We start from the raw sequence: 17,069 nt of genomic DNA, 5'->3' as shown, positions 1-17,069 counted from the left end.
TCACCCGTAAGGGTGGTCGCCCTTTGGCGTACCCGCAGTGCCTGACTTGCCCTGGTCTCGTTGGGGAGTAGGGTGATCATCGTTGCCTCGACGCAGGGTCCGAAGATGATCCGCTCGGAGCAGGGGGCCTTGACGAACGGGACGCGGCGCAGCATTCTCAGACCCGTCGAGAGGTCGACCGCCTCGATCCGAGATCCGAGGCATGGATCGACTACGAAGAGGGCAGTACTGATACGCGCTCTGTGTACGAGAGCCGCACGCGTTGGACGCAGGGTCGGATGGACACTGCGTTGGTGGAACGAGTCAGGGAAGGCCTGTTGCCGGTTTCCGGAAACCTGGTCTGGACATCAGTGAGCCAAGTGGCTACACTGACCCTTTGCGCTGCCTGTTAGCTGTCCCCTGCCCGTCGCCAGGGACATGCCCACGCTTGAGCACACTTGATTGATCCGCCCTGACCTGGCCTTTCAGCTGGATTTGGGGGGCTTGTCTTCTGTGTCTGCTGGGACCGGTACGCGCGTAGTGAGTCCGAGCCCTCGGAAGGACCCCCTCTTGGCCGCCTCGCGCAACGCCTCGACCAATACGAACAACGGTGCCAGCACCGCCCCGCTGCGCATCTCCTTTGCAAAGATCAAGGAGCCCCTCGAGGTTCCGAACCTCCTGGCGCTGCAGACCGAGAGCTTTGACTGGCTTCTCGGCAATGCTGCCTGGAAGTCTCGCGTCGAGTCGGCGCTTGAGAGTGGACAGGACGTCCCCACCAAGTCCGGTCTGGAAGAGATCTTCGAGGAGATCTCGCCGATCGAGGACTTCTCCGGGTCGATGTCGCTGACCTTCCGCGACCACCGTTTCGAGCCGGCGAAGAACTCTGTCGACGAGTGCAAGGAGCGCGACTTCACGTACGCGGCTCCGCTGTTCGTCACGGCCGAGTTCACGAACAACGAGACCGGAGAGATCAAGTCTCAGACGGTCTTCATGGGCGACTTCCCGCTCATGACCAACAAGGGCACCTTCGTCATCAACGGCACCGAGCGTGTCGTCGTGTCGCAGCTTGTCCGCTCCCCCGGTGTCTACTTCGACTCCTCCATCGACAAGACGTCCGACAAGGACATCTTCTCCGCCAAGATCATCCCGTCCCGGGGTGCCTGGCTGGAGATGGAGATCGACAAGCGCGACATGGTCGGTGTCCGCATCGACCGCAAGCGCAAGCAGTCCGTCACCGTCCTCCTGAAGGCTCTCGGCTGGACCACCGAGCAGATCCTCGAGGAGTTCGGCGAGTACGAGTCCATGCGCGCCACCCTGGAGAAGGACCACACCCAGGGTCAGGACGACGCGCTGCTCGACATCTACCGCAAGCTGCGCCCGGGCGAGCCGCCGACCCGCGAGGCCGCTCAGACGCTGCTCGAGAACCTCTACTTCAACCCGAAGCGCTACGACCTCGCCAAGGTCGGCCGCTACAAGGTGAACAAGAAGCTCGGCGCCGACGAGCCGCTCGACGCCGGTGTGCTCACCACCGACGACGTCATCGCGACGATCAAGTACCTGGTGAAGCTGCACGCGGGTGAGACCGAGACGACCGGCGAGTCCGGCCGTTCGATCGTGGTCGAGACCGACGACATCGACCACTTCGGCAACCGTCGTCTGCGCAACGTCGGCGAGCTCATCCAGAACCAGGTCCGCACGGGTCTGGCTCGTATGGAGCGCGTCGTCCGCGAGCGGATGACCACGCAGGACGTCGAGGCGATCACGCCGCAGACCCTGATCAACATCCGGCCGGTCGTCGCCTCCATCAAGGAGTTCTTCGGCACCAGCCAGCTGTCGCAGTTCATGGACCAGAACAACCCGCTCTCGGGCCTGACCCACAAGCGCCGCCTGTCGGCGCTGGGCCCCGGCGGTCTGTCCCGTGAGCGGGCCGGCTTCGAGGTCCGTGACGTCCACCCGTCGCACTACGGCCGCATGTGCCCGATCGAGACCCCTGAAGGCCCGAACATCGGTCTGATCGGCTCGCTCGCCTCCTACGGCCGCGTCAACGCGTTCGGCTTCGTGGAGACCCCGTACCGCAAGGTCATCGACGGCGTCGTCACCGACGAGGTCGACTACCTGACGGCCGACGAGGAAGACCGCTTCGTCATCGCCCAGGCCAACGCCGGCCTGTCCGAGGACATGCGCTTCACCGAGAACCGCGTGCTGGTGCGCCGTCGTGGCGGCGAGATCGACTACATCGCCGGCGACGACGTCGACTACATGGACGTCTCCCCGCGCCAGATGGTGTCCGTCGCGACCGCGATGATCCCCTTCCTGGAGCACGACGACGCCAACCGTGCCCTCATGGGCGCGAACATGATGCGCCAGGCCGTTCCGCTCATCAAGGCGGAGGCCCCGCTCGTCGGCACCGGCATGGAGTACCGCTGTGCGGTCGACGCCGGTGACTCGATCCGTGCGGAGAAGGACGGTGTCGTCCAGGAGGTCTCGGCCGACTACATCACCGTCGCCAACGACGACGGCACGTACACCACGTACCGCGTCGCCAAGTTCTCCCGCTCGAACCAGGGCACCTCGGTCAACCAGAAGGTCATCGTCAACGAGGGCGACCGGATCATCGAGTCCCAGGTCCTCGCCGACGGACCGGCGACCGAAGAGGGCGAGATGGCCCTCGGCAAGAACCTGCTCGTCGCGTTCATGCCGTGGGAAGGTCACAACTACGAGGACGCGATCATCCTGTCGCAGCGCCTCGTGCAGGACGACGTCCTCTCCTCGATCCACATCGAGGAGCACGAGGTCGACGCCCGTGACACCAAGCTCGGCCCCGAGGAGATCACCCGGGACATCCCGAACGTCTCCGAGGAGGTCCTCGCGGACCTCGACGAGCGCGGCATCATCCGCATCGGTGCGGACGTCGTCGCCGGCGACATCCTGGTCGGCAAGGTCACGCCCAAGGGTGAGACCGAGCTGACCCCGGAGGAGCGCCTGCTCCGCGCGATCTTCGGTGAGAAGGCCCGCGAGGTGCGTGACACCTCGCTCAAGGTCCCTCACGGTGAGATCGGCAAGGTCATCGGTGTCCGCGTCTTCGACCGCGAGGAGGGCGACGAGCTTCCTCCGGGCGTGAACCAGCTGGTCCGCGTCTACGTCGCCCAGAAGCGCAAGATCACCGACGGTGACAAGCTCGCCGGCCGCCACGGCAACAAGGGTGTCATCTCCAAGATCCTTCCGATCGAGGACATGCCCTTCCTTGAAGACGGCACGCCGGTCGACATCATCCTGAACCCGCTGGGTGTCCCGTCCCGAATGAACCCGGGACAGGTCCTGGAGATCCACCTCGGCTGGCTCGCCAGCCGCGGCTGGGACGTCTCCGGGCTCGGCGAGGAATGGGCCGAGCGGCTGAAGGTCATCGGCGCCGACAAGGTCGCGCCGGGCACCAACGTCGCCACCCCGGTGTTCGACGGTGCGCGTGAGGACGAGCTCGCGGGCCTGTTCGAGCACACCATCCCGAACCGCGACGGTGACCGCCTGGTCCTCCCGTCCGGCAAGGCGCGTCTGTTCGACGGCCGCTCCGGCGAGCCGTTCCCGGACCCGATCTCGATCGGGTACATGTACATCCTCAAGCTCCACCACCTGGTCGACGACAAGCTCCACGCTCGGTCGACCGGTCCGTACTCCATGATCACGCAGCAGCCGCTGGGTGGTAAGGCTCAGTTCGGTGGCCAGCGCTTCGGTGAGATGGAGGTGTGGGCGCTCGAGGCTTATGGCGCCGCTTACGCCCTCCAGGAGCTGCTGACCATCAAGTCCGACGACGTCACCGGCCGCGTGAAGGTCTACGAGGCCATCGTCAAGGGCGAGAACATCCCCGAGCCGGGCATTCCCGAGTCCTTCAAGGTGCTCATCAAGGAAATGCAGTCGCTCTGCCTCAACGTGGAGGTGCTGTCCTCGGACGGCATGTCCATCGAGATGCGCGACACCGACGAGGACGTCTTCCGCGCGGCGGAGGAGCTCGGTATCGACCTGTCCCGGCGCGAGCCGAGCAGCGTCGAAGAGGTCTGACGGGCCTGACGGGGGGCTCGCTCAAGAGCCCCCCGTCATCCCCGGGACCGTTCAGACCATGATTGAGACTCGACCCCGAAAGAGGGATTGACGCACAGTGCTCGACGTCAACTTCTTCGACGAGCTGCGGATTGGCCTTGCCACCGCGGACGACATCCGAACCTGGTCGCACGGCGAGGTCAAGAAGCCGGAGACCATCAACTACCGCACCCTCAAGCCTGAGAAGGACGGACTCTTCTGCGAGAAGATCTTCGGTCCTACCCGGGACTGGGAGTGCTACTGCGGCAAGTACAAGCGTGTCCGCTTCAAGGGCATCATCTGTGAGCGTTGTGGCGTCGAGGTCACGCGCGCCAAGGTGCGCCGCGAGCGGATGGGCCACATCGAGCTTGCCGCTCCCGTCACCCACATCTGGTACTTCAAGGGCGTCCCGTCGCGCCTCGGATACCTGCTGGACCTCGCGCCGAAGGACCTCGAGAAGGTCATCTACTTCGCCGCGTACATGATCACGTTCGTCGACGACGAGCGTCGCACCCGCGACCTCCCGTCGCTGGAGGCGCACGTCTCCGTCGAGCGCCAGCAGATCGAGAACCGCCGTGACGCGGACCTCGAAGGCCGTGCCAAGAAGCTCGAGACCGACCTGGCCGAGCTCGAGGCCGAGGGCGCGAAGGCCGACGTACGCCGCAAGGTGCGCGAAGGTGCCGAGCGCGAGATGAAGCAGCTCCGTGACCGCGCCCAGCGCGAGATCGACCGCCTCGACGAGGTGTGGGCCCGCTTCAAGAACCTCAAGGTCCAGGACCTCGAGGGCGACGAGCTGCTCTACCGCGAGCTGCGTGACCGCTTCGGCACGTACTTCGACGGCTGCATGGGCGCCGCCGCGCTGCAGAAGCGCCTGGAGTCCTTCGACCTCGAGGAGGAGGCCGAGCGCCTCCGCGAGATCATCCGTACCGGCAAGGGCCAGAAGAAGACCCGTGCGCTCAAGCGCCTCAAGGTCGTCTCCGCGTTCCTGCAGACCAGCAACAAGCCCAAGGGCATGGTTCTGGACTGCGTGCCGGTGATCCCGCCGGACCTGCGTCCGATGGTGCAGCTGGACGGTGGCCGCTTCGCGACCTCCGACCTGAACGACCTGTACCGCCGCGTGATCAACCGCAACAACCGCCTGAAGCGCCTTCTCGACCTCGGTGCCCCCGAGATCATCGTGAACAACGAGAAGCGCATGCTCCAGGAGGCCGTCGACGCCCTCTTCGACAACGGTCGTCGTGGTCGTCCGGTGACCGGTCCCGGCAACCGTCCCCTGAAGTCCCTCAGCGACATGCTGAAGGGCAAGCAGGGTCGATTCCGTCAGAACCTCCTCGGCAAGCGCGTGGACTACTCCGCGCGTTCCGTCATCGTCGTCGGTCCCCAGCTGAAGCTGCACCAGTGTGGTCTGCCGAAGGCCATGGCGCTGGAGCTCTTCAAGCCGTTCGTGATGAAGCGCCTGGTCGACCTGAACCACGCGCAGAACATCAAGTCGGCGAAGCGCATGGTCGAGCGCGGCCGCACGGTCGTGTACGACGTGCTCGAAGAGGTCATCGCCGAGCACCCGGTCCTCCTGAACCGTGCGCCCACGCTGCACCGCCTCGGCATCCAGGCCTTCGAGCCCCAGCTGGTCGAAGGCAAGGCCATCCAGATCCACCCGCTCGTCTGCACCGCGTTCAACGCGGACTTCGACGGTGACCAGATGGCCGTGCACCTGCCGCTCTCCGCGGAGGCGCAGGCCGAGGCCCGCATCCTGATGCTGTCCTCGAACAACATCCTCAAGCCGGCCGACGGCCGTCCGGTCACGATGCCGACCCAGGACATGGTCCTCGGTCTGTTCTTCCTGACCACCGACGGTGAGCTCCGTGACACCAAGGGCGAGGGCCGCGCGTTCGGCTCCACGGCCGAGGCGACCATGGCGTTCGACAACGGCGAGCTGGCGCTCCAGTCGTCCGTCGACATCCGCTTCCCGGTGGGCACCATCCCGCCGCGTGGCTGGGTGCCGCCGGTCGCCGAGGAGGGCGAGCAGGAGTTCCAGCCGGGCGACAGCTTCCGTCTGAAGACGACCCTGGGCCGCGCGCTCTTCAACGAGCTGCTGCCCGAGGACTACCCGTTCGTCGACTACTCGGTGGGCAAGAAGCAGCTCTCCGAGATCGTCAACGACCTGGCGGAGCGCTACCCCAAGGTCATCGTGGCGGCGACGCTCGACAACCTGAAGGCGGCCGGCTTCCACTGGGCGACCCGTTCGGGCGTCACCGTGGCCATCTCCGACGTCGTCGTGCCCGAGGCCAAGAAGGCCATCGTCGCGGGTTACGAGGCGCAGGACGAGAAGGTCCAGAAGCAGTACGAGCGCGGTCTGATCACCAAGGACGAGCGCACGCAGGAGCTCATCGCGATCTGGACCAAGGCGACCAACGAGGTTGCCGAGGCGATGAACGCGAACTTCCCCAAGACGAACCCCATCTTCATGATGGTTGACTCGGGTGCCCGAGGAAACATGATGCAGATGCGACAGATCGCCGGTATGCGTGGTCTGGTGTCGAACGCGAAGAACGAGACCATCCCGCGTCCGATCAAGGCGTCCTTCCGTGAGGGCCTCACCGTTCTGGAGTACTTCATCTCCACGCACGGTGCCCGTAAGGGTCTGGCGGACACCGCCCTGCGTACCGCCGACTCGGGTTACCTGACCCGTCGTCTGGTGGACGTCTCGCAGGACGTGATCATCCGCGAGGAGGACTGTGGCACCGAGCGCGGTCTGAAGCTGAAGATCGCCGTTCGCGGCGAGGACGGCGTGCTGCGCAAGGCCGACGACGTCGAGACCTCGATCTACGCCCGCATGCTGGCCGAGGACGTCGTCATCGACGGCAAGGTCATCGCGCCGGCCAACGTCGACCTCGGTGACGTCCTGATCGACGCCCTGGTCGCCAACGGCGTCGAGGAGGTCAAGACCCGCTCGGTCCTGACCTGTGAGTCCGCGGTCGGCACCTGTGCCTTCTGCTACGGACGCTCGCTCGCCACCGGCAAGCTGGTCGACATCGGTGAGGCGGTCGGCATCATCGCCGCCCAGTCCATCGGTGAGCCCGGTACCCAGCTGACGATGCGTACCTTCCACACCGGTGGTGTGGCCGGTGACGACATCACGCAGGGTCTGCCGCGTGTCGTCGAGCTCTTCGAGGCCCGTACCCCGAAGGGTGTCGCCCCGATCTCCGAGGCCGCCGGCCGCGTGCGGATCGAGGAGACCGAGAAGACGAAGAAGATCGTCATCACGCCCGACGACGGCAGCGACGAGACGGCGTTCCCGATCTCGAAGCGCGCCAAGGTCATCGTGCACGAGGGCGACCACGTCGAGGTGGGCCAGAAGCTCACCATGGGTGCCACCAACCCGCACGACGTGCTGCGCATCCTCGGTCAGCGTGCCGTCCAGGTCCACCTGGTCGGCGAAGTCCAGAAGGTCTACAACTCGCAGGGCGTGTCGATCCACGACAAGCACATCGAGATCATCATCCGGCAGATGCTGCGCCGCGTGACGATCATCGAGTCCGGCGACGCGGAGCTCCTGCCGGGCGAGCTGGTCGAGCGGTCGAAGTTCGAGACCGAGAACCGTCGTGTGGTCACCGAGGGCGGTCACCCCGCCTCCGGCCGTCCGCAGCTGATGGGTATCACCAAGGCCTCGCTGGCGACGGAATCCTGGCTGTCGGCCGCCTCCTTCCAGGAGACGACCCGAGTCCTGACGGATGCGGCGATCAACGCCAAGTCCGACAGCCTCATCGGCCTCAAGGAGAACGTCATCATCGGTAAGCTCATCCCGGCCGGTACGGGCCTCGCCCGCTACCGCAACATCCGGGTCGAGCCCACCGAGGAAGCCAAGGCCGCGATGTACTCGGCCGTCGGTTACGACGACATCGACTACTCGCCCTTCGGCACCGGCTCCGGCCAGGCTGTCCCGCTGGAGGACTACGACTACGGCCCGTACAACGGCTGACAGCTCGTATGAAGAAACCCCCCGTCGCTCCGAGAGGAGCGGCGGGGGGTTTCCTCGTTCCCGGGTTCACGGGGACCCCGGGCGGGCTCAGGCGCGGCGGCGGCGGAGGAGGGCGGGGGCCGTCGCGCCGATGAGGATCATCAGGCCGAGGGTGCCGGCTGCGAGGCCCGGGGTGAGGCCCTTGGGGGTGAAGGTGCAGGAGAGCTTGTGGGTGCCCGGAGGGAGGTCCACGGCGAGCAGGCCGTGGAAGCTCCTGGCCGGGGCGGAGCACTCCCAGCCGGGGACGTCGGTCACGGCCACGACCGCCGTGCCGGAGGCGTCCCGGGGGAGGGTCGCCTCGAGGGAGTGGCCGCCCGTGGTGACCTCGGTGGCGCCGGTCGCGGTGAGGTGGCGGACCGCGGTGTCGAGGGCCGGGCGGTCCAGGCAGCCCAGCGGGTGCTCGCCGGCGCCGGCGTCCTGGGTCCGCGTCCGGACCGTCACGTCGATCCGGCCGGAGGCGGGGACCGGGCCGAGGGGGACGACCCCGGTCATCTCGTCCTCCAGCCGGTGCTGCGCGCCGCCCGTCTCGAGGGTCCCGTAGAGGGCGGGGGAGAACCAGTAGGCCTCGGAGCCGGGGGCGCACTGGGCGGCGTACGTCTGCTCGGTGGCGCTGCCCCCACGGGTCACCTGGGGGACCTGGTAGACGGTCGCGCCCAGGACGTTCTCCTGGCGGGCGTAGACGCTGTCGGCCGGGTTGGGGGAGGCGTAGGGGCCGGTGCGGACGGTGACGAGCGGGGGCGCGGGGAACTTCGAGGCCGTCCAGGTGCCCGGGGCGGCCCCGGGGCGGACCCGCGCGCCGATCGAGAAGATCGCGTCGAGCACCGGGTTGTCGGCGCCGAAGAAGGTCCGGCCGTCGTTCTTGAAGCCGTAGCCGAGGGGTTCGAGGGCCTGGTACGTGGCCTCCGGGAGATAGCTGCTGTAGTACTGCGGGCCCTCCGCACGCAGGGCGAGGGCGTCGTTGTACGAGGTCTGCGGTGCGCCCGGGTCGGTGCGGTACGCGGGCCAGCCGGCCACGCCGCGGACCGCCTCGAAGTGGCCGGTGATCGACCGGTTCGAGGTGGAGATCGGCTTGGCCCAGCGCTCACGGGCCCGCCGGGAGTCGGCGTTCGCCGCGGCGACGGTGGACTCGGCGAAGACCACGCCGATCATCAGGGCCGCCGCCACGGGGACGAGGAGGCGGCGCTTCTTGCCCAGGGAGAGCAGCAGGAGCGCGAGCAGCGAGACCGCGCCGCCGCCGAGCACGGCGGGCCAGGTCCAGCCGCCGAAGTCGTCGGTGTGGCGCAGGACGAAGGTGGCGGCGACGAGCAGGGCGGCGGCCAGGGACAGGTGGAGGGGGCGCGGCCGGTTCGCCAGCGCCAGCCAGGCGACGATCACCACCATGCCGCTGAAGACGAAGGTCTCGCGGTACGGGTTGCCGTTCGGCACCGCCAGCCCGTGCCAGACGAACTGCGTCGGCGGGAACTGGAAGGAGGCGAGCACCAGCACGATCGCCGCCGCCCACACCAGGCGGGTCCGCTTCGCGACCCGGGTGTTCAGCAGGAAGCTCCCCGCCAGGATCAGGCCCAGCGAGGCCACGTACAGGCGCGGCCGGCCGCCCCACAGGTGGGTGGCCGGGAGCATGCCGGCGAAGAAGACCTCGACGCGTACGGGGTCGAAGGCGGCGGCCTTGGTGGGCTGCGCGGCCCCGCTGGACAGGAACGACGGCAGGAGGAGCGGGAGCGTCAGCAGGATCCCGGTCCCGGCGGCCGTCGCTGCCCGCCACACGGTGCGCAGCCGCTGCCGGCCCGTCATGTCACGGGTGCTCAGGCGGATGGCCAGCAGGATGCAGGCGGCCATCGTGGCCATCATCGCGGTGTAGAAGTTCCCGAACCACGCCAGGGCGACCAGCAGGGCCACGCCCGGCCAGCGGCGCTCCTCCAGGCACCACTCGACGGCGATGCCGAGCATCGGGAGCGCGACCAGGCCCCACAGCCACATCGGGATGTACGAGGCGTCGCTGAGCGCCCAGCCGCACAGGCCGTACGTGGCTCCGAGCACGCCCCGCTGCCACCACGGGCCGGGGTGCAGCTTGCCGAGGTACACCGTCATCACGGCCGCGGCGGCGCCCATCGTGAGCGGGGTGACCGCGAAGACGGCCAGGTCGACGTGGGCGCGCGGGACGAGGACGGCCAGCCAGGAGAAGGGGTTGCCGAGGTAGGTGTAGTAGTCGGACAGGAACTGCTGTCCGAAGCCACCCCGCCAGGTGAAGAGCAGGTCGCCGGCGGCCTGCCCGTGGACCAGGTCCCACAGCGCCCGGTGGAAGGGCACGTACTGGTTGGCCTGGTCGTTGAGGGCGCGGCCGGTGTCGCCGAAGGGGAAGGTGCCGCGCGCCACCCAGGCCGCGCAGAACGCGGCCGAGGTGACGACGAAGGCGAGCAGCGGCCCGTACAGCCGGGTGGCCCGGCGGCGGGGCCGCCGGGCCGGACCGGGGACGGGGTCGGGGGGAGGAGCGCCGACTGCGGTCTGCTCCGGTGCCACGGTCCCCAATGTCCTGCTCCCTGCTGCTCGACGGCAAGCCGCCAGTTTAGGTCGCCGGGGTGGGGCGGCCGGCATGGACGGGCCGCCCCGTACCCCGGGGGGAGGACCCCCTGGCCGGTGATCGTCGGGGCTCCACGGCAGAAGGCCGACGCGTCCCGCTTGCGCGCGGTCGGTTTTCGTGCTGGGCATTTGTTTTGACCTACCTCTGTGAGGTAGGTACGCTCTGACCTTGTGCCTGGGGTGTGCCCTGGCTCCCGCGTGTGCATAAGACCCCGCGGAGAGTCGAGAAGAACACACCGCGATCTGCGCCTGCCTCACTTCGGTGAGAGCGTGCAGCTTCCGACACACCCGACCGCGTGGGTCGGGGGAGTTCCAGGTTAGTTTCACTACACGGCACACAGAAACCGGAGAAGTAGTGCCTACGATCCAGCAGCTGGTCCGTAAGGGCCGGCAGGACAAGGTCGAGAAGACAAAGACCCCCGCGCTCGAGGCTTCGCCCCAGCGTCGCGGCGTCTGCACGCGTGTGTTCACGACCACCCCGAAGAAGCCGAACTCGGCGCTCCGTAAGGTCGCGCGTGTGCGTCTGACCTCCGGCATCGAGGTCACCGCTTACATTCCGGGTGAGGGACACAACCTGCAGGAGCACTCGATCGTGCTCGTGCGTGGTGGCCGTGTGAAGGACCTGCCGGGTGTTCGTTACAAGATCATCCGCGGTGCGCTTGACACCCAGGCTGTCAAGAACCGCAAGCAGGCCCGCAGCCGCTACGGCGCCAAGAAGGAGAAGTAAGAATGCCTCGTAAGGGCCCCGCCCCGAAGCGCCCGGTCATCATCGACCCGGTCTACGCATCTCCTCTGGTGACGTCGCTCATCAACAAGATCCTCCTGAACGGCAAGCGCTCCACCGCCGAGCGCATCGTTTACGGCGCCATGGAAGGCCTCCGCGAGAAGACCGGCAACGACCCGGTCATCACGCTGAAGCGCGCGCTGGAGAACGTCAAGCCGTCCCTCGAGGTCAAGTCCCGCCGTGTCGGTGGCGCGACCTACCAGGTCCCCGTCGAGGTCAAGCCGGGTCGTCAGTCGACCCTGGCCCTCCGCTGGCTCGTGGGTTACTCCCGCGCCCGTCGTGAGAAGACCATGACCGAGCGCCTCATGAACGAGCTGCTCGACGCCTCCAACGGTCTTGGCGCTGCTGTCAAGAAGCGCGAGGACACGCACAAGATGGCCGAGTCCAACAAGGCCTTCGCGCACTACCGCTGGTAGTCCCAACCCCCATCGAGACCGAGAGAAGACTGAGCCGATATGGCTACCACTTCGCTTGACCTGGCCAAGGTGCGCAACATCGGCATCATGGCCCACATCGACGCGGGCAAGACGACCACCACCGAGCGCATCCTGTTCTACACCGGTGTGTCTTACAAGATCGGTGAAGTCCACGACGGCGCTGCCACGATGGACTGGATGGAGCAGGAGCAGGAGCGCGGCATCACGATCACGTCCGCCGCGACGACCTGCCACTGGCCGCTCGAGGACGTCGACCACACCATCAACATCATCGACACCCCGGGTCACGTTGACTTCACCGTCGAGGTGGAGCGTTCGCTCCGCGTCCTCGACGGCGCCGTCACCGTGTTCGACGGTGTCGCCGGTGTGGAGCCGCAGTCCGAGACCGTTTGGCGTCAGGCGGACCGCTACGGCGTGCCGCGCATCTGCTTCGTCAACAAGCTCGACCGTACGGGCGCCGAGTTCCACCGCTGCGTCGACATGATCGAGAGCCGCCTCGGCGCGATCCCGATCGTCATGCAGCTCCCCATCGGTGCCGAGGCCGACTTCCAGGGTGTCGTCGACCTCGTCACGATGAAGGCGTTCGTCTGGTCCGCCGAGGCGACCAAGGGCGAGATGTACGACATCGTCGACATCCCCGACACGCACACCGAGGCCGCTGAAGAGTGGCGCGGGAAGCTCGTCGAGACGGTCGCCGAGAACGACGACGAGATCATGGAGCTCTTCCTGAACGGCGACGAGCCGTCCGTGGAGCAGCTGCACGCCGCCGTCCGTCGCATCATCCTCGGCTCCGGCAAGGGCAAGGGCGAGCCCACGATCACCGCGGTGTTCTGTGGCACGGCGTTCAAGAACAAGGGCGTTCAGCCCCTGCTCGACGCGGTCGTCCGCTACCTGCCGTCCCCCCTGGACATCGAGGCCATCGAGGGCCACGACGTCAAGGACCCCGAGATCGTCGTGAAGCGCAAGCCTTCCGACGAGGAGCCGCTCGCGGCGCTGGCGTTCAAGATCATGAGCGACCCGCACCTCGGCAAGCTCACCTTCGTCCGGGTTTACTCGGGCCGCCTGGAGGCCGGCACTGCGGTGCTGAACTCCGTCAAGGGCAAGAAGGAGCGCATCGGCAAGATCTACCGCATGCACGCGAACAAGCGTGAGGAGATCGACTCGGTGGGCGCCGGCGACATCGTCGCCGTCATGGGCCTGAAGCAGACCACCACCGGTGAGACGCTGTGTGACGACAAGAACCAGGTGATCCTGGAGTCCATGGACTTCCCGGCCCCTGTCATTCAGGTCGCCATCGAGCCCAAGTCCAAGGGTGACCAGGAGAAGCTGGGTGTCGCCATCCAGCGTCTCGCGGAGGAGGACCCCTCCTTCCACGTTCACTCGGACGAGGAGACGGGCCAGACCATCCTCGGCGGTATGGGCGAGCTGCACCTCGAGGTGCTGGTCGACCGTATGAAGCGCGAGTTCAAGGTCGAGGCCAACGTCGGCAAGCCGCAGGTCGCGTACCGCGAGACGATCCGCAAGGCCGTCGAGCGTCACGACTACACGCACAAGAAGCAGACCGGTGGTACCGGTCAGTTCGCCAAGGTGCAGATCGCGATCGAGCCCATCACCGAGACCGACGGTCCGGCGTACGAGTTCGTGAACAAGGTCACCGGTGGACGCGTCCCGAAGGAGTACATCCCTTCGGTCGACGCCGGTGCGCAGGAGGCCATGCAGTTCGGCATCCTGGCCGGCTACGAGATGACGGGCGTTCGCGTCACGCTTCTCGACGGTGGCTACCACGAGGTCGACTCCTCCGAGCTCGCGTTCAAGATCGCCGGCTCGCAGGCCTTCAAGGAGGCCGCGCGCAAGGCTTCTCCCGTGCTCCTTGAGCCGATGATGGCCGTCGAGGTCACCACGCCCGAGGACTACATGGGTGACGTCATCGGTGACATCAACTCCCGCCGTGGCCAGATCCAGGCCATGGAGGAGCGTCACGGTGCTCGCGTCGTGAAGGGCCTCGTGCCCCTTTCGGAGATGTTCGGCTACGTCGGAGACCTCCGCAGCAAGACCTCGGGTCGCGCCAGCTACTCGATGCAGTTCGACTCCTACGCCGAGGTTCCCCGGAACGTCGCTGAGGAGATCATCGCGAAGGCCAAGGGCGAGTAACTCTTCCGAGTACACGCTTTAGGCTTGTCACCGGAGCCTCTGGGGCAACAGGAGAAACTCCCGTTGCCCTGAGGTACCGGCATTCCAGCAAAGATCACCTGGCGCCGATGAGTAAGGCGTACAGAACCACTCTCCAGGAGGACCCCGTGGCGAAGGCGAAGTTCGAGCGGACTAAGCCGCACGTCAACATCGGCACCATCGGTCACATTGACCACGGTAAGACGACCCTCACGGCCGCCATTACCAAGGTGCTGCACGACGCGTACCCGGACCTGAACGAGGCCTCGGCCTTCGACCAGATCGACAAGGCTCCTGAGGAGCGCCAGCGCGGTATCACCATCTCGATCGCGCACGTCGAGTACCAGACCGAGGCGCGTCACTACGCCCACGTCGACTGCCCGGGTCACGCGGACTACATCAAGAACATGATCACCGGTGCCGCGCAGATGGACGGTGCCATCCTCGTGGTCGCCGCCACCGACGGCCCGATGCCGCAGACCAAGGAGCACGTGCTCCTGGCCCGCCAGGTCGGCGTCCCCTACATCGTCGTCGCCCTGAACAAGGCCGACATGGTGGACGACGAGGAGATCCTGGAGCTCGTCGAGCTCGAGGTCCGTGAGCTGCTCTCCGAGTACGAGTTCCCGGGCGACGACCTGCCGGTCGTCCGCGTCTCCGCGCTGAAGGCCCTCGAGGGCGACAAGGAGTGGGGCGAGAAGCTCCTCGGCCTCATGGCCGCCGTCGACGAGGCCATCCCGACCCCGCCGCGTGACACCGAGAAGCCGTTCCTCATGCCCGTCGAGGACGTCTTCACGATCACCGGTCGCGGTACGGTCGTCACCGGCCGTATCGAGCGTGGTGTCCTGAAGGTCAACGAGACCGTCGACATCATCGGTATCAAGGAAGAGAAGACCACCACCACGGTCACCGGTATCGAGATGTTCCGCAAGCTCCTCGACGAGGGCCAGGCGGGCGAGAACGTCGGTCTGCTCCTCCGTGGCATCAAGCGCGAGGACGTCGAGCGCGGCCAGGTCATCATCAAGCCCGGTTCGGTCACCCCGCACACCGAGTTCGAGGCCCAGGCCTACATCCTGTCGAAGGACGAGGGTGGCCGTCACACCCCGTTCTTCAACAACTACCGTCCGCAGTTCTACTTCCGTACCACGGACGTCACGGGTGTCGTCACCCTGCCGGCCGGCACGGAGATGGTCATGCCGGGCGACAACACCGAGATGTCGGTCGCGCTGATCCAGCCGGTCGCCATGGAGGAGGGCCTGAAGTTCGCCATCCGTGAGGGTGGTCGTACCGTGGGCGCCGGCCAGGTCACCAAGATCACGAAGTAATTCGTGTTCTGACCTGGTAGCTCGCTGAAGCGGGCACCAAGTTGCACCGGAGGGCCCCGGCCCATCGCCTCGGCGGTGGGACGGGGCCCTTCGGCGTCACGGGTCCGCGCGGCGGGCCCGGGTACGCGAGAGGGCCGCACCCCCGGACGGGGTGCGGCCCTCTCGCGTACGTGCGGTGGGTCAGTTCACGCGCAGGGACTCGGTGAACTCCAGGCAGGCGGCGTGGTCGGGCAGCAGCCCGGTCTCGATCGCCTCGGCCAGCGAGGGGGCGGCCTCGTCGCGGGCGGACAGCAGCGGGACGTCCGCCGGCCACTCGATGCCCAGATCGGGGTCGAGGGGGTGGACCGAGTGCTCGCCGGTCGGGTTGTACGTCTCCGAGCAGAGGTACGACAGCGTGGCGTCGTCGCTCAGCGCGCAGAAGCCGTGGCCCAGGCCCTCGGGGATGTAGACCGCGCGGCGGTCCACGTCGTCCAGGCGGACGCCTTCCCACTTGCCGAACGTGGGGGAGCCGACCCGCAGGTCGACGATGACGTCGAGCACGGCGCCGCGCACGCACGTCACGTACTTGGCCTGACCGCGCGGCACGTCGGCGAAGTGGATGCCGCGGACCACACCGGCGGAGGAGACCGAGAGGTTCGCCTGCGCCAGGTTCAGCGGGTGACCGACGATCTCGGCCAGCCGGTCGAAGCGGTACCACTCGGTGAACAGGCCGCGCGGGTCGCCGTGCAGCTGCGGGGTGACCTCGAAGGCACCCGCTATGGAGAGTTCGCGGAACTTCATCGGGCGTCCTCCTCGTCGAGCAGCGTCAACAGGTAGTTGCCGTAACCGCTCTTGGTGAGGGGCTCGGCGAGCGCGCGCAGCTGCGCCGAGTCGATCAGGCCGGCCCGCCAGGCCGCCTCCTCGATGCAGCCGATCTTGAAGCCCTGGCGTTCCTCGATCACGCGGACGAACTCGGAGGCCTGGACCATCGACACGAAGGTGCCGGTGTCGAGCCAGGCGGTGCCGCGGTCGAGGATGGTGACGTTCAGCTCGCCGGCCTGGAGGTACGCGTCGTTGACGGCGGTGATCTCCAGCTCGCCGCGGGCGCTGGGCTTCAGGCCGCGGGCGATCTCGACGACCTGGTTGTCGTAGAAGTAGAGACCCGGCACCGCGTAGCGGGACTTGGGCTTCTCCGGCTTCTCCTCGATGGAGATGGCCTGGCCGTTCTCGTCGAACTCGACGACGCCGTACGCGGTGGGGTCCGCCACCGGGTACGCGAACACGCGGCCGCCCTTGGCGCCGGTGTGCTGGGCGAGGCGGGTGCCGAGGCCACTGCCGTGGAAGATGTTGTCGCCGAGGATCAGGGCGACGGACTCGTCACCGATGAAGTCGGCGCCGAGGACGAAGGCCTGGGCGATGCCCTCCGGCCGCTCCTGGACGGCGTACTCCAGCCGCAGGCCGAACTGCGAGCCGTCACCGAGCAGGCGCTCGAACTGGTCGCGGTCTTCGGGGGTGGTGATGATCAGGATTTCGCTGATACCCGCCATCACCAGGGTGGAGAGGGGGTAATAGATCATCGGCTTGTCGAAGACGGGCAGCAACTGCTTCGAGACGGCCCGGGTCAACGGCCAGAGTCGCGATCCGGTGCCACCGGCCAAAAGGATTCCACGCATGGGTGAACCCTATGCGAGAGCGTGCGGGGGAGCCGAGCCAAGGGAATGTGACGTTCGGCA

The 17,069-nt window shown here is 67.1% G+C and carries 9 protein-coding genes; 6 read left to right on the top strand and 3 right to left on the bottom strand.

Features of this window, described 5'->3' with window-relative positions:
• Window positions 1-549: 549 nt before the first annotated feature.
• Entirely contained in the window at window positions 550-4,032 is a 3,483-nt protein-coding gene (gene rpoB / locus ACFYP3_RS14275) for a DNA-directed RNA polymerase subunit beta (protein ID WP_030710308.1), read from the top strand.
• A 97-nt stretch (window positions 4,033-4,129) separates the two neighbouring features.
• The gene (locus tag ACFYP3_RS14270; RefSeq protein WP_388831418.1) at window positions 4,130-8,029 is read left to right on the top strand and encodes a DNA-directed RNA polymerase subunit beta'; all 3,900 of its coding nucleotides are present in this window, start codon (window positions 4,130-4,132) and stop codon (window positions 8,027-8,029) included.
• A gap of 87 nt (window positions 8,030-8,116) precedes the next feature.
• Here the strand turns inward: ACFYP3_RS14270 and ACFYP3_RS14265 are convergent, their stop codons facing one another.
• Window positions 8,117-10,585, bottom strand: a complete 2,469-nt coding sequence (locus ACFYP3_RS14265; RefSeq protein WP_388831416.1) for a YfhO family protein — start codon at window positions 10,583-10,585, stop codon at window positions 8,117-8,119.
• A 415-nt stretch (window positions 10,586-11,000) separates the two neighbouring features.
• On the opposite strand from ACFYP3_RS14265, the gene rpsL reads away from it, so the two are divergent.
• The 4 genes from rpsL to tuf all read left to right on the top strand — a co-directional run bounded on the left by rpsL (window position 11,001) and on the right by tuf (window position 15,357).
• Window positions 11,001-11,372 (top strand): 30S ribosomal protein S12, encoded by a 372-nt coding sequence (rpsL, locus tag ACFYP3_RS14260; protein ID WP_007265893.1) that lies wholly within the window; start codon window positions 11,001-11,003, stop codon window positions 11,370-11,372.
• A 2-nt stretch (window positions 11,373-11,374) separates the two neighbouring features.
• A complete protein-coding gene (rpsG, locus tag ACFYP3_RS14255; protein WP_007265894.1) occupies window positions 11,375-11,845 on the top strand; it encodes a 30S ribosomal protein S7 in 471 nt (156 codons plus the stop codon).
• 39 nt (window positions 11,846-11,884) lie between these two features.
• Window positions 11,885-14,017, top strand: coding sequence for an elongation factor G (fusA, locus tag ACFYP3_RS14250; protein WP_362851956.1), 2,133 nt, complete (start codon window positions 11,885-11,887; stop codon window positions 14,015-14,017).
• A gap of 146 nt (window positions 14,018-14,163) precedes the next feature.
• Window positions 14,164-15,357 (top strand): elongation factor Tu, encoded by a 1,194-nt coding sequence (gene tuf, locus ACFYP3_RS14245; RefSeq protein ID WP_030710320.1) that lies wholly within the window; start codon window positions 14,164-14,166, stop codon window positions 15,355-15,357.
• A gap of 180 nt (window positions 15,358-15,537) precedes the next feature.
• Here tuf and rfbC read toward each other — a convergent pair whose 3' ends face one another.
• Both rfbC and rfbA read right to left on the bottom strand, forming a co-directional pair.
• The gene (rfbC, locus tag ACFYP3_RS14240; protein WP_388831412.1) at window positions 15,538-16,137 is read right to left on the bottom strand and encodes a dTDP-4-dehydrorhamnose 3,5-epimerase; all 600 of its coding nucleotides are present in this window, start codon (window positions 16,135-16,137) and stop codon (window positions 15,538-15,540) included.
• Window positions 16,134-17,009 (bottom strand): glucose-1-phosphate thymidylyltransferase RfbA, encoded by an 876-nt coding sequence (rfbA, locus tag ACFYP3_RS14235; protein ID WP_319725466.1) that lies wholly within the window; start codon window positions 17,007-17,009, stop codon window positions 16,134-16,136. Before rfbA ends, rfbC begins: the two co-directional genes overlap by 4 nt.
• Window positions 17,010-17,069: the final 60 nt, after the last annotated feature.

The organism is Streptomyces sp. NPDC005533 (assembly GCF_042871845.1).
Classification (GTDB): Bacteria; Actinomycetota; Actinomycetes; order Streptomycetales; family Streptomycetaceae; genus Streptomyces.
The sequence above is the reverse complement of the archived record's forward strand: the minus strand, read 5'-3'. Positions and strand labels throughout refer to the sequence as shown.